Here is a 23,801-nt window from a genome sequence, read left to right on the forward strand (position 1 = left end):
ATCTCAACATCTCCGAACCGTGTCCGGCTTGATTTTCCTCATCCGCGCGTAAATATAAACCCCGCTGACAAACTCGCTGCTCTTGACCTGAATATCGACCAGCTCATACCCCGGATAGGCCTGATTGAAAATCGTCCCCGGCATGTCCGCAATCTCTTCGACCGCCTTCGCGACCCGCCCCCGGCTCATCCGCCAGTCCGAAACCGTAACCTTCGGCTTCGTCAGATTCCGCGATCCGTACCAGCGTTTTCCCGGATACCCTTCCGTCCGTTCCGCCTCATCGCTCAAAGCCGAACCCCTCCATGACTTGACCATGTACCGCGAAACCGCCTCAAGCCCCGTATACCGATCCGGCTGCAAACGCTTGCAGTTCGCCCAGCCCCGCCCCCAGAGCCCTTCAATCACGTCCCGATCCAACCCGCCGCTCAGAATCATGTGAACATGCGGCCGCGGCGAGACCCCGCCCTTCCGCTCGATAATCTCCGCTGCCTGATCGAAAACCCCCGGAAGCTCCGCCTGCTCAGGTTCGTCTCCCGCCTCATGCCGGAAACCCTCGACCGAATAAATATATTTCAGCTCGCCCAGCCCCGTCTTCGCCCGACGATCTTTCATCCGCCGGAGAAAATTCCGAACGTCCCGCTGAACCTCCCGAAAGCCCGGTATCCGTTCGTCCCCGTACGTCAGCGTCACCATCAGATCCTCGCGCCCGAAGTTGCAGCTGACCAGCCGAACCAGCTTCCGAACCGCGTTCCGATCGTTGAGCCGCCGCTGCGCCTCGCGCGTAACCGCCTTCCGCGCCCGCTTCGCCTCCGCCCCCGTCTCCCAGATCGGAAAAACCTCGCTCTCCAGCATCTCCCCGCTCTTCGTCGTCTTCGTTCGGTATCGAAGCACCCCCGGCCGGACCCGACCCAGAACCTCCGGACTCGCCTCGTAAACCTCCGTATCGAAAATCGCCTCAAACTCCGCCCGCCATCGCTTCATGATACCTTCACCGTCGATTCGCTAATACTTATTACAAGCCTCGGAAAGCTCAACTTTCCGAGGCGCAGTCTCTGCCGGGTTGGCGGCAGGGGCGAGCCTTGCCCGGGGCAAGCCGGCTAAAATTCTCCTTACAGTCGGTCGACCTGTCCCGAGACAACGATCGCGGGAAGCCTTCACGGCCTTTGAGCCGTGAGGGCGAGCCTTGCCCGGGGCAAGCCGGCCCTCGCTTCTATATATATAGAAGCAACCGCAAAAGGAAAAGCGCTTAACTCAAAGCGCCCTTCCTGATTAACATATTCCCCGTCGCCTCAGGCGAACGCTCCCTCGGAAAACCCAGATTCGTCCCCGTCCTCGTACCTCTCGCGCAGCCGCGCTAACGTCATCCGCTGATAAAAATTCCGCGTCATCCGGATCAGCGCCTGATCCTGCTCGATCGTCTCGCGATTCAGCGCCGCCTTTTCCTCGCGCGTCAGGCGCTTCCCGAACGCCCAACCCGTCGTGCGCAGCGATAAATGAATCGAATACTGAGCCGTCAGCTCCTTCCCCATCCCTAAAATCTCCCAGTCGCCCTCCGAAATCGCCTGATCCAGCCGCGCCCGCTCCAAAGCCGCCCGGACCGCGTGAACGAATTCCGCCGCCTCGTCATATTCGCGCCCGCCGAACCCCTCGCGCGCCGCCTTCGAAACCCCTTCCCAGCGCCGGACCAGCTGATAACCGCGCCGGACCCGGCTCTCCGCCTCGTCCGCCCTGACCGTCCGATAAACCTTTAACGACCTTCCCATCTCAAAACTCCTTATTCGCGTTACAATAAAAGAACGAATCGCAAGATTCCGGAAACGAACGCCGCGGACAAGACCCCAATCTGACCCGCGGCGCTGCCGTTTCTCCTCAAAAACACCCGAAAACCCATCCGCCCAAACGGATCAGGACAAAAATCCCGATCGTCAGCCCCGCGCAGCTCAAAAACCCGAAGAAAAACCCCTCGTCGTACGCTTCCCGCGTCCAGCTCTCCTTCGTGCCTTCCCGAACCGCCATATCCTTTAGCTCAACCATTCGCAGCCTCATTTCAAACCCTTCTCAACCAGACAAATCATCGGCCGAACCCAGACCTCCGACGCCTCCGACGAATCGAAATACCCGAACGTCTTCCCGTCGCTCGCCGCCGCCCGAATCCCGGTCCCGCGCGCCCCTTCCGAAATCGACCGCGTCCACCACCAGCAATCCACCGGCGGAATAAAATCGCTCCGACGCCGGACCCCCTCCCAGCTCATCAGCCCGACCGTCGCCTCCGCCCGGCCCCCTGCGCCGTCCGTCATCAGGAACTCCCGAACCCGAAACCCCGAACCGTCCTCGCTCGCCGCCCGCCGCTTCAAACCCGGCAGGAAATCCTCATGCATCTGCCGGAATAAACTTGACCCGAAAAAACCGACCCCGCGCCCCGCGTCGAACGGCGCCGGAAAAAGCGCCGCGACCGATAAGAAAAACGCCCCGCGATCGACCTCCCGGAACCCGACCCAGTCCAGACCGCCCCAGCGGATAACCCGCCCGATCATAGCGCCTCCAAATCCTCCGGAATCGTCGCCGATTCCCCCGTAAGCGCCTCGTATCGGAGCCGCGCCTCGTATAACGGCGCGAAAACCCGGACAGCCTGCTCGATAATCCAGCCCTCCGCTTCCGCCTCTTCCGCAGCGCTCATCGTCGCCTCGATCGGCTTCGCCTCTTCAAACCCGTCCTTCGTTCGCCGCGCGATCATCCCAATCTTCATCCCTGCTCTCCTCTCGTTTCAATTTCCATCCCTGCCGCGGCTTCCGCCGCCGCCCGACGCGCAAGAAACATCCCGTCCCGGATATACATCCGCGCCCCCTTGAGCCGTCTCCGAATTCGAATAAATACCTCGTCCTCTTCCCCTTCGATCGCCGCGAGAACCTTCTCGTTCAGCTCCTCAAACGCTTCCAGACTCTCGACCAAGTCCGCTAACTTTGAAGACGCTGCGTTCTCAAGACGCCGCGTCGAATGTCGAAAACGTTGGTTTTCGACGCTTGTCTCTGTTTTCTTCATTCCTCGTCCTCCTGATCCTCGACCAATAAAAGCCCGGATTCAATAAAGTCATATTTCCCGGATTTGATCCGATTTATCGCCGTTGATAAAACGTTGTGAAGCCGCGAAGCCTCCGAGAAAGAAAGCTCCAGCTCGATAATCTCCCCGCTTTCGCTTCGTCTTTCGATCGAAATTGCCTGATCTGCCGCCGATTTTCCGATAACCGACAGCACGCCATATTCCCCGAATTTCAAACAATCCAAAACAAGCCTGAAAGACGGACGAATTCCAAAATCTTTCTTGTTCATCTTCCTTGCGCCTCCGTTACAATAACCTTATGAAACCTGAATTCCTATCCGCCTTGAAAAACCTCTCCGCCTCGATCGGCTACAGCGAAATCGTCGCCACCCTCGCGCTCGGACTCTCCGCCTACAACACCGTCGTCGCCCGATTGGATAAACGCTTTCACGCCAAAATCTTCATGAGCCATCAATCCGCCAACAGCGGACTCCCCCATTTCGTCCTCCAGGTCGTCAACGCCTGCCAGGTCACCATCTACGCCGGCCGCTTCTTCATCACCGAACGAAAAACCGGCGTTGTCTTTGAATCCGGCTGCATCCCGGTCCCCGGAGAGTACCGGGATTGGACTTACGACGGACTCCCCGTCCCGATCCATCCCGGCATGAGCTTCCGCTTCATGATCCGCGTCGACGATAAAATCCTTGCCTCCGCCGTTCCGTCCGAAGCCCTTCGATTCGACATAGCCTTGCAGCTCGCCAACAACCAGACCTTCAAAATCAAAAAGCGGAAACTCAACCCCGATTGCCTGAAATCCCTCGAATCCTTTCGGAACCCCGGAAACCGTTGACGTCATAACCCCAACCGTTTCAGGACCAGAGCCAGAACCGACAGAATAATCCCGATCCAACCCAATAACTCCCGTTTATCCAAAGCGTCCATATTCGCCATGTCGTAATAAAAATCGCTGACCGCTTCCTTTATCCCTTCCCATCGATCCGAAAACCATTCAGCGAAACCGTCGAACACGCTCACCCTTCCCCTTTCTCATGCTTAGCAGTAAGCAGAACGTCCGTCCTCCCCGCCGCGTTTAAAGCATCCAGAACCCCGTCTAAATAGCCCTTGACGTAACCTTTCCGCGCCCCTGCCGGAATCGACGCCATCGTCCAATACCGAATCGCTAACCTTTCCAGCTTTTCATCCGTCTCGTTCATCCTTCCCCCTCGCGCGCAGCCTCATCCTCCCGCTCGAATAACTCGTCGATCGTGCAGCCTAAAACTTTCGCGATTTCTGGTAGCTTGTTTGCCATTGGGTATTGCCCGTTCTCCCATTTGGATACTGCTGTCTGGTTAACAGAAAGCAATGTTCCAAGTTGTTCTTGAGTTAGATTTCGTTTTCTGCGTAACGCTTCAATTTTGTTCATGATGTTTAGCCTCCACAAGCTTAATATAATCCAAGTAGGGCTATTAGTCAAGCTTATTAAGGCTAATGCAGTGCTTTGCTATTGATTTTTATTAGCAGTGGGAATATCATTACAGTATGGTAAATATCAAAGTGCTCAGGAAAAAGGCTAACCTTTCTCAAGCTGAGCTTGCTGAAAGGCTCAACGTGAATCAAACTGCTGTTTCAAAATGGGAGTTAGGGAGGACGTTGCCAGATGCTGATACTTTGAGTCGCTTGGCCGATATTTTTGATATTTCGATAGATCAAATTTTAGGGCGCGAGTCTGTAAACGATGTTTATTTCCCTACATATGTAGATGATCTTATTCAGCGTTTCAAACCCGTCCGGATCCAGCGCCTCCCCATGCTCGGGAATATCGCCGCCGGAAAACCCATCTTTGCCAACGAGGAACATGAAATCATGGTCGAAACCACCATCCGCGCCGATTTCTGCCTGACCGTTTGCGGCGACTCCATGATCGGCGCCGGAATCCTCGACGGCGACGTCGTCATGATCCGGAAACAGCCGATCGTTCAAAACGGCGAAATCGCCGCCGTCCTGATCGACGACGAAGCTACCCTGAAACGCTTTTATAAAACCGATACCCTCGTAACCCTGATATCCGAAAACCCCGCCTATCCGCCGATCGTCTATAAAGCCGAAGACGGCCGCGATATATTGATCCTCGGAAAAGCCGTCGGCCTGACCCGAATTTTTAAATAAGAAAGGTGCGCCTGTGATGACCGTCGGACAATACGAACCGTTTGCCCCCCCCTCGGATATTTCGACCTCCCCAGAGGAAAATACCCGCCCAGCCGAATCTTCGGAATGCTCGTCGACGGCGTCGGAATGTCCCCCTTCTACCTCCCCGGCGATCTCGTTATCTTTTATGCGACCGATAAAATCGAAAACAGCGATGATGTCGCCGTGAAAATTGCCGGAGGCGAACCGAAGCTCCGCCGGATCCGGAAAACTCCGGCCGGAATCCTTCTGACCCCGCTGAATCCAGCCGCTCAGGGCGAAACCTATACCGCCGAAGAAATAAAAAACCTCCCCGTTGAAATCCTCGGCGTCGCTGTCGAACAGCGGCGCACCCTCAATAACTGGCTCAAAACGTAAGAAAGGAACGGAAATGGCAGGAAGAAAACAAAAATCCAGCTGCTTCGGAACCGCGATCGCGATCCTTTTCGGCTTCGCCGTCCTGTACGGCTGCGCCTCCTCCTGTACTTCCTCGAAATCCCCAAAGCCTCAGTCCCCGCCGACCTCGATCCCGGCCGAAGACCAAATTCTCAAGACCATGGTCGCCGAAATCCAGCTTTCCTATACCCCGACGATAACCCTGACGCCGACGCCTTCGTTTACGCCGACCGATGAATCGACCGCCGAAATCGCGCTGATCCCAACCCTTTCGACGAGCAGAGAACCGTCCAGCTCGACGCTAGCTCAGCAAAAATACATCGTTCAGGATGGCGATACCTGCTGGGGAATCGCCGTAGATAAATATAAAATCCCCTTGGAATCCTTTCTCGCCGCGAACGGAATCTCGGCCGCGTACTGCGATATCTCGGTAGGTCAGGAAGTCGTCATACCCGCCGCCGATTATCCAGTCCCGACCGCGCTCCCGTACGCCGCGCCGACGTCGGTTCCCGTTTATATTGCCCCGACGGCCGCGCCCGTTTACGCCGCGCCGGCCGTCGTCGCGCCGGCTTCCGATTACGCCGCGCCTTCTGAAAGCGAATGTAACCCCAATTACATCGATGTCTGCCTTCCGATGTATGGAAATGTCCGGTGTAAAGATATTAAATATACGCGCTTTCGCCACAACGGATACGATCCGTTCGGCCTTGACCGCGATGGAGACGGAATCTGCTGCGAAGGGAAATAAAAAACGCCCGAAGGCGTTGATAAATTGCATATACCCTAAAGAAAAAAAGGAGGCGGACCCCGACGATACCGCTCAACGACAAAACCCAGAAAAATAACCCCGCGATAAAAAGACGCTGCCGGCTGACGATAATCTTCTCGTTTCGACCGATCGCGTCGTAAATATTGACGATTTCCTGCGCGATTCGCTCGTTCTCGAAATCCCAGTAGTCCGCGACTAATCCGTCGTAATCCGTCCGATGCGACTTATGCCAGCCCCTTGGGATCGACGCCAGGATAAAAAGAATCGCGCTGATGAGGAAAAAGGCGAGAAAAGCGGCGAAACCGATCAAATGATATTTTGACGAATCTGCCGGAAGCGGACGATTTAACGGAATAATCGCCCCGATCGAAACTGAAATGGAGGAAAAACCTAAAAATCGTAACGCTAAATCGCGATATAAATCCGCCGTTCGCTTCGTCTCCGCCTCGTCCGCTCGCGCGATTCCTAACGCCTCGCGCAGCCCGGCTAAACCTTCGCCGTCTGATAAAACGCTCTCCTGATTCATGAAAGGACCTCCATAAATGAACCCAAACCCGCCGCCGAAACCAAAACCGACAACACCGCCGACCCCGCGCCCGGCTGATCAGCGCGGCGGCGGAAAAGACCGCCATATTCCCGAAAAACCCGGAAGCCGTCCGAAGTCTTGATCTAATTATAGTTGAATTGATAACTGGAAAAAACGCCCGAAGGCGATTTGAAATTTAACGGCAGCGCGGAGTTACCCCTGATGTCTACGAAAGTTGCGATTTACGCCCGTTATTCGTCCGCAAATCAAACCGAACAGTCGATCGAAGGACAGATTCGCGACTGCTATTCCTACGCGGAACGGAACGACTTTACCGTCGTCGCTGAATATATCGATCGCGCGATTTCGGGCCTGACCGACGATCGGCCCGATTTCCAGCGCATGATCGAAGATTCGAAAAAACGTGAATTCGATTTTATCCTCGTCTGGAAGCTCGACCGGTTCAGCCGTGATCGCTACGACTCCGCGATCTATAAGCGCGAGCTGAAGAAAAACGGCGTCCGCGTCCTGTCCGTAATGGAAAACGTCGGGCATGGCGATGAATCGATTATCCTTGAATCGATCCTCGAATCGATGGCGGAATTCTATTCCCGCGACCTGTCGAAAAAAGTTAAGCGCGGCCTGCGCGAAACCTGCCTGAAAGGAAATTTCCCCGGCGGCTTCGTCCCGCTCGGTTATCAGGTCGCCGATCGGAAGATCGTACCCGATCCGGAGATCGCCCCGCTGATCCGCCGTGCCTTCGAGCGCTTCGCCGCCGGCGTTCCAACCGGCCGGATCGTCGAAGAACTGAACGCCGCCGGCGTTCGTGGGAACCAGGGCCGCCCGCTAACGTACAGCACCGTCAACAAAATCCTGAAGAATCGTAAGTACATCGGCGAATTCATCCATGGCGAAAACCGGCTTGTCGACGCTTATGAGCCGCTGATCGATCCCGAAACCTTTGAACGCGTTCAAGCGCGTATTTCCGGAAATAAACGCGCTCCGGCGGCCGGCAAAGCCGATGAACCCTATCGGCTTCGCGGAAAAATCTTCTGCGGTTATTGCGGGTCCGCGCTGGTCGGTGAATCCGGACGTGGGAAGCTCGGGGCTGTCTATCATTACTACGCCTGCGCCCAAAAGAAAAAGCACCGTGCATGCCGGAAAATGAACGAGCGGAAAGGCTTCTTAGAGTGGTACGTCGCTGAACAGACGACCGAATACGTCCTGAATCCTGAACGCCTCGACTATATTGCCCGCGGCGTGATTCGTAGCCTGCGCAACGACGATAAAACGAAAGATATCTTTCGAATCCGAAAGAAAATTGACGCGCTGGAATCCGAAATCATATCCTATCTGGATATGCTCCCAACCGCGCCGCCCGCGACGCGTGAACGATTGTTTCAGCGGATTGAAACCCAAACCGCACAAAAGGAAACCGCCGAAACCGAACTCGCGCGCGCCGAGCTTTCCGCGCGAACGCAGCTCAATGAAGAGGATGTAATCAAGTGGATTAAAAATTTTTGCGTCGGCGATCTCCTCGATCCCGAATTTCAGCAGCGGCTCATCGACACCTTTATAAATGCGATCTTCCTGTTCGAAGATAAAATCGTCATCTATTACAACGTAAAAAACGGGAAGCAGGTATCCTACTTCGAAATGATCAGCGATCTGAACGATCCGGACGATGATCTTAATCCGGACGTGCCATCCCATCCATCGCCTCCCGATGACCCGCCGGGTTCGGATTTGCTTCCATCTACTCCGCTGAAAAACCGCGCTGATCTCATATTTCGTGGTTGTGCGCTCTGGGAATACAGATTTGTCAGATTTACAGCTCGCGTATTTCATATTTTTGTTATCTGTCAAAGTCAGAATACAGACAGAATATTAAAGCCGCCCAATGTTGTTTTGGGCGACTTTAATATAATATATCAAACAATCAATGGACAGATAAAGGAAGCCTGACCGGCTTGCCAATCTCCGCTGACAGATCAGCCGCAAAAATAATTTCCTGTGTCTTCATTGCATCGTTTAAATTGACAATCGTCTCTTGATCTTGAAGGATGCAATCGATAAAATGATGAATCTCCTGAGGGAATGGATGATGGGATACATCGCCGCTATCAGGCGTCGTAACCGGAATTTCCATGAAATCCTTTTGTCCTGGAATTTCATCAGGCGAAAAGAGTTTATTATTTAGAAGCGTACCTTTATCGCCAAAAAGATGCAGATTAAATATGTATGGAGAGACAGAATCATAACTGCTTCCGACCTTTCCCATTGTTCCATTGGCAAATTTTAGCAGTACAGCAATCGTTCCGTCAAACTCCAAATCATTGCGCGATTTACTCGAATAGGCTGTCACCTCTATAACGTCGGATTGCATAAACCAGCGAATCGCGTCAATTGCATGACAGCCTCCGGCCAACAATGAACTGCTGCCAACGGATTTTTTCCGCGTCCAGTCATAACATGGATAAGTCTCTGTGACCCGATGAAAATAATCCGTTTCCGCGTAATATAGTCTCCCCAGGAATCTATCCTGGATTTTTTTCGCAGTCTCAAATAGTGGATTCCACCGAAGAACATACCCAACTAATGTCTTAACGCCCGCTTTATCGACAGCTTTTTTCATAGCAAGAGCATCGTCCCAAGACAAAGCGATGGGTTTTTCAATCAGAATATGCTTCCCAGCCTCAGCAGCTTTGATCGTTTGTACTGTGTGAAGATGATTAGGTGTGCAAATACATACAATATCCACCCGAGAATCCTTCAACGCCTGATCATAGTCTGTATAACAATTGACCCCGACGAGCCCATATTCCTTTGCTTTCGCCAATGCTTTATCAGCATTTCTGGAAACAATTGCGACAACCTCCGAATGAGGGTTCATTGAAAAAGCACGTATATGCTCACCTGAAACCCATCCCGTTCCAACAATTAAAACCCCATATTTTTTCATTGTTCCCTCTAAATTATTTTCTATTTAGTAGTGTCTTCAGGACATTCAAACCATGAAGAAAAGTCATTTCTATTTCATAACGAGCTGGCGGAATCAATTCGAGAATAAAATCGCCATGAAACCCTGCTTCGTTCAATGCAGTTATTACAGCGGGATAATTCACATCTCCATCCAACAGATTGGTAAAGCCATGGATATTATCAACACTCATGCGATAATCTTTGCAATGCACCATTTTGATCCGATGTCCTAAAGTGCGAATCCATTGTTCTGGATAACCGAATCGTCGCGCATTGCCAATATCAAAATAAACGCCAAGATTCATTTGACCGGTCTCGTCAATCAAACGATTGATCTCAAGCGGGCTATACAAAAAATTATTCCAAACATTTTCAATCGCCAGGTTGATCCCACCTGCGCCAGCCGCCAGGTCTGCCAGCCGAGATTGCACAAGATCAAAAGTTCTTTCATAATCCATTTCAGAAGTAAGCATGCCAGGAATGACTTGAACCGTTTTTGCTCCGAGAATATTCGCCGCGTCAATCATCCTGCGAATTGCAAAATTGCATTTTTCGTAGACCTTCCTGTCCGGCGAAGTCAATGGATAAATTGAAAAACTGATAATTCCCCCAATGCTGCCGAAAGAAATCCCGCTATCATCCGATATTCTTTTTAATTCATAAAAATCATTGTCGTCAGATTCAATATTCAGCAGCCTGTTATAATACGCGCTGATATCAAGCGTGTCCGTAACGGAAGCGGTCCTGGATTGAGTTAAGCTTCCTGCTGTAAAACAGACTTCTAAAGATTCAAATCCCAATTGCTTCGATCGACTTGCGATATCCAGAATATCCATCGTCATAGGCCAACAAAATTGATTAATTCCTATTTTCATTATATCCACCTTATTTTTGTAATACACCCTGTATCACAGCTACGCCCCAAATAATTCCGCCTTGAACGATTAATTTACCCACCTGACTAATATTCGCCATAGTTAATATAGCAAACAACAACATCAGGAAAAATGTCCCAAATACGCAATTCCAGACCCCGCCGCGGCCTCCCTCTATTGCGTTTCCACTAATCAAAACTGCAGCGAGCGAATTGTTGACATAATCCGCACCTATTGAGAGTGAAGTCGTTCCGATATAACCCGATGCAAGCAATCCGGCAATGACCGCAAAAACGGATGAAAGAATATAAGCTGAAAATTTTACCGCATCGCTGTTGACTCCGCACAAATCAGCGACGAGCGGATTTGAACCAACGGAAAACAGCTTCCTTCCATAGGTCGTCTCATGCAGCAAAACCGAACAGACAATCGCGATTATGATCCAAACGAGGGTCGAATATGGAATCTGCATATAAAAAAAACCGTTCCCAATCGTTTTTAATAATGGAGAAACATTGCCGCTTGGCGACCCTCCAGTATAAACAAGGTAAACGCCTTGAACAATAGACATTGTACATAGCGTCATGATAAATGGCGCAATTTTCAGTTTCAGAACACCAAACCCATTGAGCGTTCCGCAAAAAAAACCAATCAATAAACAAACAAGAACTGCTTCCCAAAAATTTTCATTACTTCCTTTCATGATTGAAACTGCTATAACATTGGTTAGTGTTAATACCGAACCAACCGACAAGTCAATCCCCCCAGTAAGAATTACGAACGCCTGCCCTATCGCGACAATACCAAGTGATGAACTTTGACGTGAAACATTCATTAATTGTGCTATGGTAACGGATCCAGGCCGCAGGAAATTCTGAACAAGAAGCAAAAGACATATCGTAAGGCCAAGAACACAAATTTGAAAGAGGATCGGAGATCTGTCCATAAAAAAATGTATTTTCTGCTTCATTCTTTCCCCTTCTTTCCAGAAAAGAGCGGTTTCGAAATCGAGTAAAGAATCATCGCAAAAACCAGCAGCAATCCCTTGAGGACATACTGATAAAAATGATTTACGCCAATAATATTCATCATATTTGAGAGCATCCCAATGAGAAATGCGCCTGCAATTGTTCCTGAAATCCCGCCATATCCGCCTGAAAGCGCCGTGCCCCCAATCGCGGCAGCCGTAATAGAGTCCAAACCAAAAGATGTCCCGATTAAGGGATCGCCAATTCGCATTCGACAGGCAAGAATCAATCCAGTTATCGCGGCCGTAATTGAAGAAATAATAAATGCAATGACGCTTGTTTTCTTCACATTGACGCCCATCGCCGAAGAAATATCACGATCTTTTCCAATCGCATAAACCCAAGGCCCAAACTTTGTCGCGGACATGGTCAATTGCAAAATAATGAAACACAGGCTCAGGATTAAAAGCGGAACTGAGAGAAAACCGCACTGCATCATAATCAAAGCCGCAAAAAATTTTGGGATTTTCCCGCCTGCGACTGGCATCACAAACTGCGCCACGCCATTCAGCATAATCATCATGCTTAATGAAGCAATCATCGGCGGAACTCGAAGGTAATTAACACTGACTCCGATAAAAGCCCCTGTAAGCATTGCGGCCATAAAAGCGATCAGAAGCGCAGGAAGAACCATTATGGCAGATTCACTTTTCATAAGCGTCGCCAGGATACAAGCCGTCAGGCTGATAACGCTGCCAACAGAAAGATCAATTCCCCCCGAAATCATAACAATTGTCTGGCCAAGGCTGACAATTGCCAAAGGTATACATTGAATCAAAATGTTGCTGATATTTCCGATTTTACGATACGAGGGAGATAAAATCGAGAGCGTCAGGAAAAGAACCAATACAATTGCATAAACCAGAAATACATTTTTCCGCTCTGAAGAAAGTTTTAGAGAGATTTTCCTTTTATCCATAGGAGTCATTTCCATAAGAAAATCCACTTGCAGCTATCATAATATTCTCTTCCGTAGCGTTTCCCCGTGAGTACTCAGCTGTAATTTTCTTCTCACAGAACACATAGATCCGATCGCTGAGACCAATCAATTCCATCATATCGCTTGTCAAAAGCAAAATCGCGACGCCATTTTTTGTCAGTTGATGAAGCGTCTGATAAATTGACATCCTGGCGCCAACGTCAACGCCTTTCGTGGGTTCATCAATAATTAACACGTTAGGCTCAACCATCAGCCATCGCATCAGCATTACTTTTTGCTGATTCCCGCCCGAAAGAGCTCCAACTCGTGTTTCCAGAGAGGGGGTCTTAACTTGAATTAATTTCGCGAGATTCACGACCGTTTCTAACTCCTTCTTTCGAAGAATAAGCCCAAAAAACGAACAGATTTTATCTAAGGAAGCTAACGAGCTGTTTTCCCTGACAGATTGATGTAAAACCAACCCTGCGCCACGCCGATCGTCAGGAAGGAACCCCAATCCGCCCCGAATATGTTCCTGAATATTTCCAGACGGCATCTGGTTTCCCATCACCCAAATCTTCCCATCAAGAAACTTCTCAACCCCAAAAATAGCATGGAGGATCTCCCGTTGCCCTTGATCGTTTAATCCGCCAATCCCAACGATCTCGCCTGCGCAAAGATGCAAATGGACCGGATTTCCTCCCTGTTCAAGCTTCAGGTTCTCTACCTTGAGAACAATATCTCCCGGGCTAACATCGCTCCGATCCGGATAAATATGATCCAATGTTCTCCCCACCATTTTTGAAATCATTTGCTCTTTTGAAACGGTCTTAGCGTCAAAACTACCGATATTTTTACCGTCTTTAAGAATCGTGATCCGATCGGCAATTTGTTTGATTTCGTCTAATCGATGAGAAATATAGATAATACAGGCTTTATTTTCTTTCAACATCGTCAGAATTTCAAACAGATGTTGAGCCTGTGCTTCGCTCAAAGCCGCCGTTGGCTCGTCGAGAATGATGATTTCGGGATTATCCATTAACGCTCGTATAACCTCAACGACTTGCCTTTCCGCTGACGATAAAGCCCCAACCTTCTGATCGGGATCAAGCGTATAGCCGAATCGCTTGTTTATTTCATAAATCCTCCGCCGCATCATCGCCTTGTTCAGAGCGATACCTCGACTCGTTATCTCGCGAGAAAGAAAAACGTTCTCATAAACCGTAAGGTTTGTCAAAAGATTAGCTTCCTGATGAACAAAACTGATTCCTGCCGCCGCGGCATCGCGAGGACTATTGAAGGTAACGCTAACCCCGGCAATTCGGACGATTCCTGAGTCCGGCGTTTGATTACCTCCGAGGATATTCATCAACGTACTTTTTCCCGCTCCGTTCTCACCAATAAGAGCATGGATCTCGCCTTTGCGACAGAAAAAACTTACGTCCTCTAAAGCCGTAACACCAGGGAAAGTCTTCGAAATATGGAGCATCTCAAGAAAGTCTGTTTTCGTTTCCATGGCTTCTTAATTTACGGGAGGGAACGATCCATTTGAAAATGACCGCTCCCTCAGAACATCCCTTCTTATTTTTTCAACCCCTGGGTTCCATCGTTCCCATTTCCATAAAGAGCTTCGATATCCTTTTCCGGCATCCTGGTATTCGCCCAGAAGCTATCCGATAAGTCTTCACGAACGAACTGATCCAACGTTTCCTTAGTAATAACTGGAATATCGACAATGATGTCTTCTTTTTCTCCTACGCCGTCTAAGATGTTCAACCCGACTTCGGCGCCTGCGGCGAACAACCACGTCGGCATTGAGGTAGCTATGGATGTAAACCCATTTCCTTCGTTAAGTTTCCACAATTTTAAGAAGCCATTATTGTCCTCGCCGGTCATCGGGACCAGGCTTCGTCCCGCAGCCTGAAACGCCTCGATCGCGCCGCGCGTCATATCTCCGCCGCAGGACCAAACACCGTCGATTTCTGGAAATGCGGACAGAAGGTTTTCCGTTGCGACCTTTCCCTTCGCGTAATCCCAATCCGCATATTCCTCGCCCAAAACTTTAATATCGGGGTATTGATCTAAAACTTCCTGAACGCCAGCCCGTCGGTTTACAGCAACGGTTAAACCAGCCATACCATTCAGAATAATAATATTCCCTTTGCCATTCAGTTCCTTTGCCAGCCATTCCATCCCGGTTCGGCCAAAATCCTCATCCTTAGCTAGTACGGACGCATGGTATTTATCTGTTCCGACAGGAGAAGCGCAGGTTACAACAACGACGCCTTTATCATATGCCTCTTCTATAATCGGAGCGACAGCGTCAGGAGAAATCGGCTGCAAAAGCAAAAGATCGATATCCTTACTCAACAAGTCCTGAATATCTGAAATTTGCTTGTTTGTGTCATTGTTTGCATCCGTTATAAAGTAATCTGATACACGATCGCTATTCTTCAAATAAGACTCGAGCTCGTTCACACATTGGACGCCCCATGAATTCCCGACCCAAACGTTTGAGAAACCAACCTTGTAGGTTTTTTTATCCGGCTGACCAGCCGCAAGGGGGGCCGTCTTCACTTCGACTGTTGCCGTTTCAGATTCCTGAGGTTTACTGCGATTGCAGGCGGCCGCGCTTATCGCCAAAAGAACAGCGAGCGCAAAAAAAGATATGCGTATAAAGTTTTTCTTCATATTGTCCTCCCAACTTTTTTGAAAACCTTTTTCCATCAGTTTAAAAAATTTTATCCCACGTTTTTGCCAAAAACAATGGCATAAAGGCGCAATTCATTGACAAATTCGGTCTTTTCGGATATCATGACACCGAGAGATGATTATGACAACCGGGTTTAATTGGGAATATGATTTCGAGCCTGGGTTTCCGCTTCATATTTTCTCCTTTGTCGTAAAAGGGAACCGGGATCGAATGCATTGGCATCTATACTTCGAGATTGGTCTTTGTACCAAAGGCTCAGGGCAATTTATCTACATGAATAAAGTTTATCCTGTTAAACCAGGAGATTTATTTATCTCGAATAATTTCGAAAATCATGTCGCGATTTCTGATGGAGAAAATTCAACGGAATATCTTTTCTTGATTTTCCTGCCAACTTTCATTTCAAACCCACAAGACTGCGGATTTAATCTTGATTACATCTCTCTTTTTAAGTACAACCCGCTGACTTTCCAAAATAAAATCGACGCAAATCTGCCGATTGCCAGCGAACTATCCGGACTGATTCATGAAATGTACCGCATTTCAAAAGAAAACGAAACCTATAGAAAGTTAGCGATGGATATAAAACTCAGGGAGATTCTTCTAAAGCTAACGATTCATTACAATGATTCTACAACTGCAAACGACAGTAAAGACGAAAGTATCCCGCCAAAAATTCAGCAGGCAATTCACTATATTAATACCCATTTCAGCGAAAAAATTACCGTCAACAAAATGGCGAAGCTATTATCCATGAACCCGTCCTATTTTCGCCATTATTTCAAAAAGCACACGCAAATAACGTTCAAAACCTATCTGACGCATCTGAGAATTTCGCAAGCGCGGAAATTGATGCTGGCAACCGAAACGCCCATAGTTAATATCATCAAAGAAGTAGGGTTTTCTAATATGAACCAATTTTATATCGTGTTTCGAAAACTCTCGAATATGTCGCCGAAAGAATTCAGGGCTAAATTTCAACAGGTCGCATAATTCAATTAAGCTCCGCAAAAAAAGAAATCGACTATAGCCATTATCATCTTTCTAAAAGAGAAAAACCAAAAACGAAGGGGTTGGGGTGAGATACCCCGAAAACGGTCGTCCGAAAAAATCCAGCGAGTCGCCACGGGGCTACAGGGATTTTCGACTGCATTGCATTTGTCATACTGATCTTATCGCCTCTTTCCGTACCGTTAGCTCACGTATCCTAAAAAGTCTTTAACATGATCCGATAACGGAATCTTCCGGCTCCAGGCAAGCGTTACGTCCCGGACAGGAAATTTTTCAATAACAGGGATCTTGTAGACCTTTCCTGATTCAAGATCATCCTGTATAAAATTCTCCGTTACCAGGCCAATCCCAAAATTCGCTTCAACCATTTGCGCTATCAGCTTCGTATCCTGAATCTCATGAATCGGCGCGGCAACTAAACCATACTCAGCCAAAAACAAATCCATCCGTTTTCGCGTTAAACTGCTTCGCGGGAGTGTCAACAACGGATAATAATTTATCAGTTCATAAATCGAATGCGATCCTGTTTCGACCAGATAGCGGCACTTTTCACCAGTAATGAAACATTCCGAAATGGAGAATAGCTTTTTTGAAACGATGAACTCATGTACAACTTGCTGGGTCATAATTCCAATATCCAACCGGTTCTCAATCAATTCGCTGGCGATCAGCTCTGACGACAGCATTTCAATCCGAAATCGGGCGAACGGCGCGTCTTGATAATACGTTTTCAACCGAGGAAGCAGATAAGATTCAAAAACGTCGCGGCCAACGCCAATCCGAAGTTCTGAAACTTTATCCTGCTTTATCTCGGCGATTTTGTTCTGCGTCTCGCTAAGAATAGAAAATATTTCTTTTATACCGATAAAGAGCAGCTTCCCCTCAATTGTCAGCGAAACGCCCTTATTCGTGCGCTCAAACAATTTACAGCCCATCCGGGTCTCCAACTGCGAAATTGCCTTACTCAGCGCAGGCTGCGAAATATATAACGCTTTTGCGGCCTTCGTTATATTCCCAATTAATGCCGTTTGGTAAAAGTAGTTATAGTATTGAAATAAAATCATCGTATGATCCGCCTGCCATAACTTGAAATTATGACAACAATTCCATATTGCTATTTTACAATACATATCGCCCGTCATATACTGATTTCAGAATAAATTGTCCCGGCGCAGTTCGCTGATCAAAAGCCCATCATATCAGTATTCCACATAATATTATCGGCAGTTATTATCATACCCATTTTTTCAACCTAACCACCCATCTATAAAGCACAATTCTGTGTTTTAGTAACAAAAGGAGAAAGAGAAATGAAGAAAATAATATCCGTCGTACTCATAATCGTTTTTTGCGCATGTATTTTCGGGAGCGCAACCGCAGATGATTCAATCGCTAAAGGCGGCGTTTGGGGAATTTTAGTTCCAAATATATCGAGGAATACTTATTACGCATCCTGTATCAGCGGGGTAACAAAGGCAATCGAAGAATTAGATCCAACCGCAACATATATTATTGCGGAATGCGACAACGATTCCACGAAACAACTCGACCAGATGGCCGACATGATTCAGCAAAATGTAAAAGCAATCATCGCGATCCCCTGGGGATCGAGCGGATTAATCTCCGGCGTTACGGAAGCGAAAGACGCCGGAATACCCGTTTTTCTGGTTGATACACCGCTAAATGACCTGAAAAATGTAACGTCGACAATCGTTTCTGATAACTTCAGCGCGGGCGTAATCGCTGGTGAAGGCCTGACCGAAGAACTTCCCGACGGCGGAAAAATTGTCACGCTCATGACAACCGGAAGCGAAGCAATCAATCAGCGCGCAGCTGGGATGCATTCAATCATCGACGACACCAAAATTGAAGTTGCGCAGGATCTCGTTCTAAATACCGGAACTGTCGAAGAAGCCATGACGCAAGTTGAAAATGCAATTCTTGCGATCCCTGACCTGAAAGGAATCTTCACGACCGGAGACGTTTTCGCTGACGCCGCCGTTTCAGCGCTGAAAGCGAACGGAGTCAAAAAGGGCGAAATCGTTATCGTATCCGTGGACGGGAATGCGAAGGGATGCGAGCTGATCGAAGATGGCTGGGTTTACAGCACGTCAGCCCAGCAAACCGTAAAAATGGGGTACGACTCCGTCGTCAACGCGTTAGCGTTCTTAGATGGGGAGAAGATTGAAGACTATATTGAATTGCCTTGTTTAAAGATTACAAAAGAAGTGCTTGAAGCGGGAGAGTACGAACCATTTTAGGTTTTTCCTATAAGCCTTGATAATTTGCCTGTGGATTATCTACTTCTTTGATCCGCAGGCAAATTCAGTTCGATTCCAATTATTGAGGGTGAGGCAGGGATACGAAATATGGAATTCAATTCTGAAGAAAAAATCCTGACGGTCAGGAATCTATCGAAAAGCTTTCCCGGCGTCCGTGCTTTAAATAAAGTCAGATTGGAAATTCGAAAAGGCGAAATTCACGCTTTAGTGGGCGAAAACGGAGCTGGAAAATCAACCTTAATTAAATGTCTGGCAGGAATTTATCAGCGAGATGAAGGCGAAGTTTTCTTTGAGGGAAAGAAAACGGAACTTTCCAGTTTTGAAGAAGCGAAAGCTCTGGGAATTGCGGTTATACATCAGGAACTTTCGATCGTCCCCCATATGACAGTTGCCGAAAATATTTTTCTGGGAAGATTCCCTCTAAAAAAAAATAGCTTTCTGATCGACGAAAACGAAATGATCAATAAGGCATCCGCCTTATTAAAACGGTTTGACCTGAATTATGTTCAGCCAGGTAAACGAGTTCGGACTCTAAGCGTCGGACAGCAGCAAATGGTTGAAATCTGCAGGGCGCTCGCATTAAACGCAAAGCTATTGATCATGGACGAACCCACAGCTTCTCTTGCAAGCAAAGAAACCGAGCTTCTTTTGAAAATCATGCGAAATCTAAAAGAAAAGGGCGTATCTATTCTTTTCGTTTCACATAAATTAGAAGAAATTTATCGAGTCTGCGATCGGATTACCGTTTTTCGTGACGGCGAATTCATCGGGACAAAGAGAACCGGCGATCTTCCATATAACGAATTAATTACCATGATGGTCGGACGTGAAATAACCGAAATCTACCCAAAAAGAAAAAATAAATCCGGCGACGTCATCTTCCAAGTGAAAAATATCAACGCTGCTGCGGTCCATGGCGTCAGTTTCGATCTCAGAAAAGGTGAAATCTTAGGGTTCTACGGACTCGTAGGTTCCGGAAGGTCCGAAACGATCCGGGCGCTTCTCGGAATCGACAGAAACAAGAAAGAAGCGGTTCGACTGAATAACGAAACAATTCAGTTGAATTCGCCCGTCGACGCTATTCGGCATGGGATCGTATTAGCGCCTGAAGACAGAAAAAAAGAAGGACTAATTCTTAAACAATCGGTTGAGTTCAATATCACAATCACCATCCTGAAGAAAATTATTAATGGAATTCGATTCAGGAAGACGACAAATGACCAAATCGTATCCGATATCTGCGCCCGGCTTCGAGTTAAAACGCCGTCGATTCAGGAAAAAACGCGGCTGCTCTCCGGCGGGAATCAGCAGAAAGTCGTTTTAGCAAAATGGATGGTTACAGATCCGAAAATCCTGATCCTGGACGAGCCGACGCGAGGAATCGATATCGGCGCCAAACACGAAATTTACAACCTGATGTTCGATATTGCGAATAACGGCGTCAGCATCATTTTTATATCGTCGGAGATGGGCGAAATCTTAAACTTGCCCGACCGTGTAAATATCATGCGGGGCGGAAGATTGGTCGGATCGCTCGAAAAAGAAAATATTACAGATAAAAATATCATGAAAATGGCAATCGGAGGAATTGGAAATGATTAAAAACGTTTTGAATCCACAAAAGAAAACCAGTTCCTTTAACGACAATAAAGCGATTCTGATCGGTTTGGTCGTCATCATGATCATCGTTACCATCATACAACCTAATTTTCTCTCAACGAAAAATATCCTTAATATTCTTCGCTCGATCGCGACAACAGGAATCATCGCTTTCGGAATGACGCTGGCGATCATCATTATGGGAATCGATCTTTCGCAAGGTTCCATTATCGGCCTGTCCGCTTGTTTTTGTGCTTGGCTTATCGGGCCCGACGCGTTAGGACTCCCAGCCGGGGTTGGGATTCTTGGAGGTATAACGATAGGCTGCATAACCGGTGCGTTTAACGGATTCTTCCTGTCGAGAACCTCCCTCCCGCCATTCGTCGTAACGCTCGCCTCGCAATTAATCGCGCGTGGTTTTTGTTACGTGGTCACAAAGGGAAACATGATTTACACGAAATCAGAATTCGGAGAATATGGGAACGGATATCTATTTGATCTGATCCCATTGCCAGTCGTATACCTCATCCTGATTTTCATCGTCATGTACATCCTGTTGGCGAAAACGCGATTCGGAAGAAACGTTTACGCTTATGGTGGAAATATGGAAGCCGCACGGTTTTCAGGAATCAATATCAAACAAACGATATGGTGGGTATATCTGATTTCCGGAATCCTTTCTGGAATTGTCGGTGTTATTATCTGCTCCAGGATTGGACAAGGCTCGCCCGCTACCGGTGTATCCATGGAATTCGACGGTGTCGCCGCCTGTTACCTTGGGGGAATCAGCTATTTAGGCGGTGAAGGCAGAATGGAAAGTACGCTATTGGGCGCTGTCTTATTAGGCGTTGTCGCCAATGCCATGACGATGCTCTTAGTTCCGTGGTACGTTCAAAATATTGTTAAAGGTGGAATTATTCTTGGCGCGGTCTACTTAGACTGCTACCGGAAACAAAAAGAAAATGAGGTTAAAATTTTGGCGTAAGCTTGTTATTGCGCCATTTTTAAAAAAATTATCCATAGGAGAAATGATGAAACTCACACCTTATAAAGACCTTCTTGCCTACGCGGTTCAGCATAAAATCACAATCGGAGCCTTCAATTCCTTTAATCTGGAATCCCTTCAAGCAGTCGTCAGCGCCGCAAATAAAATGGACTGTCCGCTGATCGTCCAAACGTATCATGAACATTTCAAATACGCAGGCGCTGATTACATGGCGGCGATCGCAAACGTCGCTGCGAAGAATTCAAAAGTGCGTCTTGCTTTAGGGCTCGATCACGGACAATCTTTCGAACAGGCAAAACACTGCATTGAAGCTGGTTATTCAGGCGTCATGATCGATCTTTCCAGCCAGGATATCGAGCGGAATATCTTCGAAACAAAAAAAGTCGTCGAATTCGCGCATCAGAATGGTGTTTCCGTTGAAGCCGAATTAGGGACGATTATGACGGGAGACTGCACGGCTGCGGAAATCGCGACCGGGAATACGGATCCGGAGATTGCCCGCCGTTTTGTTGAAGAAACGGGAGTTGATTGTCTGGCGGTATCGGTCGGAACCGCGCATGGGCTTTATAAATTCAAGCCGAAAATAAACTTCCCGCTTGTTGAAGAACTCGTTAAAAATACAGGCTGTCCAATTGTCGTTCACGGGGGTTCCGGGACGCCTGATGAAGACGTAAAACGCATGGTCAAGCTCGGAATCGCGAAGCTGAACGTTGGAACGGATTTCTTTATCGCCTATAACAAAGCAATGTATGACGTAATGACCGAGAAGGGGCCGAAATGTGATGTGATTGAAGTGATGCGCGCCGCACGGGCGGCCGTTGAAAAGGTAGCGATTGAGAAACTGAAACTCCTGACCGCGTACCGAATCTAATCGCCTGATTTCAGGAGAAAACATGAAATATATTGGACTTGACATAGGTACATCGAGCTGCAAAGCTTCGATCATTGACGAATGCGGAACCGTGAGCATGAGTGCGAGTCGGGAATACACGCTCACACATCCAGCGCCAGGCTTTGTAGAAATAGACCCTGAGCTTGTCTGGAAGTCGGTATGCGACATTCTCCGTGAAATCGCTCCGGCGTCAAAAGATACAGTCTCAATCGCAGTTTCCTCGATTGGCGAAACGATGGTTTTACTGGATAAGTTCGACCGTCCGATCGTTAACGGGATCGTTTACCTTGATAACCGATGCCAGTCCGAGATAGCAGATATCATGACAAAAATCGGAGAACGGGAGCTCTTCGAAATCACGTTAGTTCCCATGAACCAGATGTTCTCGCTTTCAAAGCTCCTCTGGTACAGGAAACATATGCCGAAAGTCCTTGAACATATCTCAAAAATCTGCCTGTTCGGCGATTTCATCTCGTATAAACTTTGCGGCGAAACGGCGACCGATCCGGCAACCGCGTCAAGAACCATGTTTTTTGACGCGGTTCGGTTAGACTGGTCCGACAGGATCGCTTCGCTTTTCCAGGTTCCTGTTGAAAAAATCCCCAAAATAGTTCCCTCCGGGACCTGCCTGGGGAAACTTTTACCGAGCGTCGCAAAGGAAACGGGGCTTTCCGAAGAGTTGCGTGTTCTCTGCGGCGCGCATGATCAGGCCGTTGCGACGCTCGGATCAGGGTCGATCCGGGAAGGAATGATGACGCTTGGCGAAGGAACGTCGGAAAGCCTGAACCTGATTCTTCACCGCGAAAAAATCAATTTGGCAACGTTCCAAAAGGGAATCGCTTTTGAGCCGTTTGTCGACAAAGATTTATATATCATGACCATCGGGCATAACGCGCACGGAATTTGTGTCCAATGGTTCAACGAACTATTCAAAACAGATTCGACCCATAACGAACCATCATACGACTGTCCTGACGATTTATTCTTTCTTCCATTCCTCGCGAAGACAAGCGTCTCAGAGCCCACCAATATTTCGCCTGCCTGTTTTATCGGATTAGGATTGACAACGAACCAATCCAAACTATACAGCGCGATCCTTGAAGGGCTCAGTTTTGAATCCCGGGTTTTATTGAATACGCTTCAGAATTTTGGCGGAATCATTCATGAAGTCCGTGCGACCGGAGGCGGATCCAGATCAGATACGCTGATGAAACTAAAGGCGGATATCCTGAATCAGGCGATAACAACGCAGCGATATAAAAACGCGGGTATCCTCGGCTTGTGCATGATCGAGGCAATTTCCAGCGGCGAATACAGCTCTTACGCTGAAGCCGCGACAAACATGATTCAGACCAGCAAAACGTTTCTTCCGGATCGTTCGTACGATCAAAAATTCGAACGCTATCGTGAAATTCGAACTGCGATCAGTAATTTATTCCGAGCGTGATATTTCGCGTGTATGGTTCGACGGGGGCATGTCTTTTTAGCCGATACTTCCGTCGGAAAAGGCTTATTGTCTGAATATTCGTAATACCTGAGTTTCTCATTTGAGTACCCTGAAGAAAGGGAACTCAAAACTGAAG

27 protein-coding genes are annotated in these 23,801 nt (G+C 48.2%); 10 read left to right on the forward strand and 17 right to left on the reverse strand.

What is annotated here, in order from left to right; translation table 11 throughout:
- Positions 1 to 3: 3 nt before the first annotated feature.
- The 9 genes from BEQ56_00745 to BEQ56_00785 form a co-directional block, all read right to left on the reverse strand.
- Positions 4 to 981: a hypothetical protein gene (locus BEQ56_00745; GenBank protein AOH42140.1), complete on the reverse strand. Its 978-nt coding sequence runs from the start codon at positions 979 to 981 to the stop codon at positions 4 to 6.
- Positions 982 to 1,289: 308 nt separating this feature from the next.
- A complete protein-coding gene (locus tag BEQ56_00750; protein ID AOH42141.1) occupies positions 1,290 to 1,763 on the reverse strand; it encodes a hypothetical protein in 474 nt (157 codons plus the stop codon).
- A gap of 279 nt (positions 1,764 to 2,042) precedes the next feature.
- Positions 2,043 to 2,534, reverse strand: a complete 492-nt coding sequence (locus BEQ56_00755; protein AOH42142.1) for a hypothetical protein — start codon at positions 2,532 to 2,534, stop codon at positions 2,043 to 2,045.
- Positions 2,531 to 2,746 (reverse strand): hypothetical protein, encoded by a 216-nt coding sequence (locus BEQ56_00760; protein ID AOH42143.1) that lies wholly within the window; start codon positions 2,744 to 2,746, stop codon positions 2,531 to 2,533. The genes BEQ56_00755 and BEQ56_00760 overlap by 4 nt, the downstream gene beginning before the upstream one ends.
- Complete coding sequence (locus BEQ56_00765) at positions 2,743 to 3,039, reverse strand: hypothetical protein (GenBank protein AOH42144.1); 297 nt, start codon at positions 3,037 to 3,039, stop codon at positions 2,743 to 2,745. Before BEQ56_00765 ends, BEQ56_00760 begins: the two co-directional genes overlap by 4 nt.
- The gene (locus BEQ56_00770; GenBank protein ID AOH42145.1) at positions 3,036 to 3,326 is read right to left on the reverse strand and encodes a hypothetical protein; all 291 of its coding nucleotides are present in this window, start codon (positions 3,324 to 3,326) and stop codon (positions 3,036 to 3,038) included. The genes BEQ56_00765 and BEQ56_00770 overlap by 4 nt, the downstream gene beginning before the upstream one ends.
- Positions 3,327 to 3,370: 44 nt before the next feature.
- Positions 3,371 to 3,892, reverse strand: a complete 522-nt coding sequence (locus tag BEQ56_00775) for a hypothetical protein (GenBank protein AOH42146.1) — start codon at positions 3,890 to 3,892, stop codon at positions 3,371 to 3,373.
- 175 nt (positions 3,893 to 4,067) lie between these two features.
- Positions 4,068 to 4,250 carry a hypothetical protein gene (locus BEQ56_00780; GenBank protein ID AOH42147.1) on the reverse strand — a complete coding sequence of 61 codons (183 nt, stop codon included), beginning with the start codon at positions 4,248 to 4,250 and terminating at the stop codon, positions 4,068 to 4,070.
- Complete coding sequence (locus BEQ56_00785; GenBank protein AOH42148.1) at positions 4,247 to 4,459, reverse strand: hypothetical protein; 213 nt, start codon at positions 4,457 to 4,459, stop codon at positions 4,247 to 4,249. Before BEQ56_00785 ends, BEQ56_00780 begins: the two co-directional genes overlap by 4 nt.
- 116 nt (positions 4,460 to 4,575) lie before the next feature.
- On the opposite strand from BEQ56_00785, the gene BEQ56_00790 reads away from it, so the two are divergent.
- The 3 genes from BEQ56_00790 to BEQ56_00800 all read left to right on the forward strand — a co-directional run bounded on the left by BEQ56_00790 (position 4,576) and on the right by BEQ56_00800 (position 6,364).
- Positions 4,576 to 5,202: a hypothetical protein gene (locus BEQ56_00790; protein ID AOH42149.1), complete on the forward strand. Its 627-nt coding sequence runs from the start codon at positions 4,576 to 4,578 to the stop codon at positions 5,200 to 5,202.
- Between the two features lie 105 nt (positions 5,203 to 5,307).
- Entirely contained in the window at positions 5,308 to 5,598 is a 291-nt protein-coding gene (locus tag BEQ56_00795; GenBank protein ID AOH42150.1) for a hypothetical protein, read from the forward strand.
- Between the two features lie 13 nt (positions 5,599 to 5,611).
- Complete coding sequence (locus BEQ56_00800; GenBank protein ID AOH42151.1) at positions 5,612 to 6,364, forward strand: hypothetical protein; 753 nt, start codon at positions 5,612 to 5,614, stop codon at positions 6,362 to 6,364.
- On the opposite strand, the gene BEQ56_00805 is transcribed toward BEQ56_00800, so the two are convergent.
- Positions 6,279 to 6,911: a hypothetical protein gene (locus BEQ56_00805; protein ID AOH42152.1), complete on the reverse strand. Its 633-nt coding sequence runs from the start codon at positions 6,909 to 6,911 to the stop codon at positions 6,279 to 6,281. The two genes, BEQ56_00800 and BEQ56_00805, sit on opposite strands and share 86 nt — an antisense overlap.
- A gap of 222 nt (positions 6,912 to 7,133) precedes the next feature.
- Here BEQ56_00805 and BEQ56_00810 point away from each other — a divergent pair, with 222 nt between their 5' ends.
- Entirely contained in the window at positions 7,134 to 8,876 is a 1,743-nt protein-coding gene (locus BEQ56_00810) for a hypothetical protein (GenBank protein AOH42153.1), read from the forward strand.
- Here BEQ56_00810 and BEQ56_00815 read toward each other — a convergent pair.
- The 6 genes from BEQ56_00815 to BEQ56_00840 form a co-directional block, all read right to left on the reverse strand.
- Positions 8,851 to 9,873, reverse strand: a complete 1,023-nt coding sequence (locus BEQ56_00815; GenBank protein AOH42154.1) for an oxidoreductase — start codon at positions 9,871 to 9,873, stop codon at positions 8,851 to 8,853. The genes BEQ56_00810 and BEQ56_00815 overlap by 26 nt on opposite strands.
- A 13-nt stretch (positions 9,874 to 9,886) precedes the next feature.
- On the reverse strand, positions 9,887 to 10,768 hold the full coding sequence (locus BEQ56_00820) for an AP endonuclease (GenBank protein AOH42155.1): 882 nt from the start codon (positions 10,766 to 10,768) through the stop codon (positions 9,887 to 9,889).
- Positions 10,769 to 10,778: 10 nt separating this feature from the next.
- Positions 10,779 to 11,738, reverse strand: a complete 960-nt coding sequence (locus BEQ56_00825) for a branched-chain amino acid ABC transporter permease (GenBank protein AOH42156.1) — start codon at positions 11,736 to 11,738, stop codon at positions 10,779 to 10,781.
- Complete coding sequence (locus BEQ56_00830; protein ID AOH42157.1) at positions 11,735 to 12,715, reverse strand: branched-chain amino acid ABC transporter permease; 981 nt, start codon at positions 12,713 to 12,715, stop codon at positions 11,735 to 11,737. The genes BEQ56_00825 and BEQ56_00830 overlap by 4 nt, the downstream gene beginning before the upstream one ends.
- The gene (locus BEQ56_00835; GenBank protein AOH44332.1) at positions 12,708 to 14,204 is read right to left on the reverse strand and encodes an ABC transporter ATP-binding protein; all 1,497 of its coding nucleotides are present in this window, start codon (positions 14,202 to 14,204) and stop codon (positions 12,708 to 12,710) included. The genes BEQ56_00830 and BEQ56_00835 overlap by 8 nt, the downstream gene beginning before the upstream one ends.
- Before the next feature lie 92 nt (positions 14,205 to 14,296).
- Positions 14,297 to 15,406, reverse strand: a complete 1,110-nt coding sequence (locus BEQ56_00840; GenBank protein ID AOH44333.1) for a hypothetical protein — start codon at positions 15,404 to 15,406, stop codon at positions 14,297 to 14,299.
- Between the two features lie 142 nt (positions 15,407 to 15,548).
- Between BEQ56_00840 and BEQ56_00845 the strand changes: the two genes are divergently transcribed.
- On the forward strand, positions 15,549 to 16,421 hold the full coding sequence (locus tag BEQ56_00845; GenBank protein ID AOH44334.1) for a hypothetical protein: 873 nt from the start codon (positions 15,549 to 15,551) through the stop codon (positions 16,419 to 16,421).
- Positions 16,422 to 16,621: 200 nt separating this feature from the next.
- On the opposite strand, the gene BEQ56_00850 is transcribed toward BEQ56_00845, so the two are convergent.
- Positions 16,622 to 17,503, reverse strand: coding sequence for a hypothetical protein (locus BEQ56_00850; GenBank protein ID AOH42158.1), 882 nt, complete (start codon positions 17,501 to 17,503; stop codon positions 16,622 to 16,624).
- 246 nt (positions 17,504 to 17,749) lie between these two features.
- Between BEQ56_00850 and BEQ56_00855 the strand changes: the two genes are divergently transcribed.
- From BEQ56_00855 to BEQ56_00875, 5 genes are all read left to right on the forward strand, one after another.
- Positions 17,750 to 18,700 carry a hypothetical protein gene (locus BEQ56_00855; GenBank protein ID AOH42159.1) on the forward strand — a complete coding sequence of 317 codons (951 nt, stop codon included), beginning with the start codon at positions 17,750 to 17,752 and terminating at the stop codon, positions 18,698 to 18,700.
- A 108-nt stretch (positions 18,701 to 18,808) separates the two neighbouring features.
- Positions 18,809 to 20,323, forward strand: a complete 1,515-nt coding sequence (locus tag BEQ56_00860) for a hypothetical protein (GenBank protein ID AOH42160.1) — start codon at positions 18,809 to 18,811, stop codon at positions 20,321 to 20,323.
- A 76-nt stretch (positions 20,324 to 20,399) separates the two neighbouring features.
- Entirely contained in the window at positions 20,400 to 21,305 is a 906-nt protein-coding gene (locus tag BEQ56_00865) for a hypothetical protein (protein AOH44335.1), read from the forward strand.
- A 46-nt stretch (positions 21,306 to 21,351) separates the two neighbouring features.
- Positions 21,352 to 22,197 (forward strand): hypothetical protein, encoded by an 846-nt coding sequence (locus BEQ56_00870; GenBank protein AOH42161.1) that lies wholly within the window; start codon positions 21,352 to 21,354, stop codon positions 22,195 to 22,197.
- A gap of 22 nt (positions 22,198 to 22,219) precedes the next feature.
- Complete coding sequence (locus BEQ56_00875) at positions 22,220 to 23,665, forward strand: hypothetical protein (protein AOH42162.1); 1,446 nt, start codon at positions 22,220 to 22,222, stop codon at positions 23,663 to 23,665.
- Positions 23,666 to 23,801: the final 136 nt, after the last annotated feature.

It is taken from the genome of Anaerolineaceae bacterium oral taxon 439 (assembly GCA_001717545.1).
Classification (GTDB): Bacteria; Chloroflexota; Anaerolineae; order Anaerolineales; family Anaerolineaceae; genus Flexilinea.

Coding starts and splice junctions, on each gene's coding strand:
- BEQ56_00745 (AOH42140.1), bottom strand. CDS start 981: ATGAAGCGATGGCGGGCGGAGTTTGAGGCGATTTTCGATACGGAGGTT.
- BEQ56_00750 (AOH42141.1), bottom strand. CDS start 1,763: ATGGGAAGGTCGTTAAAGGTTTATCGGACGGTCAGGGCGGACGAGGCG.
- BEQ56_00755 (AOH42142.1), bottom strand. CDS start 2,534: ATGATCGGGCGGGTTATCCGCTGGGGCGGTCTGGACTGGGTCGGGTTC.
- BEQ56_00760 (AOH42143.1), bottom strand. CDS start 2,746: ATGAAGATTGGGATGATCGCGCGGCGAACGAAGGACGGGTTTGAAGAG.
- BEQ56_00765 (AOH42144.1), bottom strand. CDS start 3,039: ATGAAGAAAACAGAGACAAGCGTCGAAAACCAACGTTTTCGACATTCG.
- BEQ56_00770 (AOH42145.1), bottom strand. CDS start 3,326: ATGAACAAGAAAGATTTTGGAATTCGTCCGTCTTTCAGGCTTGTTTTG.
- BEQ56_00775 (AOH42146.1), bottom strand. CDS start 3,892: ATGACGTCAACGGTTTCCGGGGTTCCGAAAGGATTCGAGGGATTTCAG.
- BEQ56_00780 (AOH42147.1), bottom strand. CDS start 4,250: ATGAACGAGACGGATGAAAAGCTGGAAAGGTTAGCGATTCGGTATTGG.
- BEQ56_00785 (AOH42148.1), bottom strand. CDS start 4,459: ATGAACAAAATTGAAGCGTTACGCAGAAAACGAAATCTAACTCAAGAA.
- BEQ56_00790 (AOH42149.1), top strand. CDS start 4,576: ATGGTAAATATCAAAGTGCTCAGGAAAAAGGCTAACCTTTCTCAAGCT.
- BEQ56_00795 (AOH42150.1), top strand. CDS start 5,308: ATGCTCGTCGACGGCGTCGGAATGTCCCCCTTCTACCTCCCCGGCGAT.
- BEQ56_00800 (AOH42151.1), top strand. CDS start 5,612: ATGGCAGGAAGAAAACAAAAATCCAGCTGCTTCGGAACCGCGATCGCG.
- BEQ56_00805 (AOH42152.1), bottom strand. CDS start 6,911: ATGAATCAGGAGAGCGTTTTATCAGACGGCGAAGGTTTAGCCGGGCTG.
- BEQ56_00810 (AOH42153.1), top strand. CDS start 7,134: ATGTCTACGAAAGTTGCGATTTACGCCCGTTATTCGTCCGCAAATCAA.
- BEQ56_00815 (AOH42154.1), bottom strand. CDS start 9,873: ATGAAAAAATATGGGGTTTTAATTGTTGGAACGGGATGGGTTTCAGGT.
- BEQ56_00820 (AOH42155.1), bottom strand. CDS start 10,768: ATGAAAATAGGAATTAATCAATTTTGTTGGCCTATGACGATGGATATT.
- BEQ56_00825 (AOH42156.1), bottom strand. CDS start 11,738: ATGAAGCAGAAAATACATTTTTTTATGGACAGATCTCCGATCCTCTTT.
- BEQ56_00830 (AOH42157.1), bottom strand. CDS start 12,715: ATGGATAAAAGGAAAATCTCTCTAAAACTTTCTTCAGAGCGGAAAAAT.
- BEQ56_00835 (AOH44332.1), bottom strand. CDS start 14,204: ATGCTCCATATTTCGAAGACTTTCCCTGGTGTTACGGCTTTAGAGGAC.
- BEQ56_00840 (AOH44333.1), bottom strand. CDS start 15,406: ATGAAGAAAAACTTTATACGCATATCTTTTTTTGCGCTCGCTGTTCTT.
- BEQ56_00845 (AOH44334.1), top strand. CDS start 15,549: ATGACAACCGGGTTTAATTGGGAATATGATTTCGAGCCTGGGTTTCCG.
- BEQ56_00850 (AOH42158.1), bottom strand. CDS start 17,503: ATGATTTTATTTCAATACTATAACTACTTTTACCAAACGGCATTAATT.
- BEQ56_00855 (AOH42159.1), top strand. CDS start 17,750: ATGAAGAAAATAATATCCGTCGTACTCATAATCGTTTTTTGCGCATGT.
- BEQ56_00860 (AOH42160.1), top strand. CDS start 18,809: ATGGAATTCAATTCTGAAGAAAAAATCCTGACGGTCAGGAATCTATCG.
- BEQ56_00865 (AOH44335.1), top strand. CDS start 20,400: ATGATCATCGTTACCATCATACAACCTAATTTTCTCTCAACGAAAAAT.
- BEQ56_00870 (AOH42161.1), top strand. CDS start 21,352: ATGAAACTCACACCTTATAAAGACCTTCTTGCCTACGCGGTTCAGCAT.
- BEQ56_00875 (AOH42162.1), top strand. CDS start 22,220: ATGAAATATATTGGACTTGACATAGGTACATCGAGCTGCAAAGCTTCG.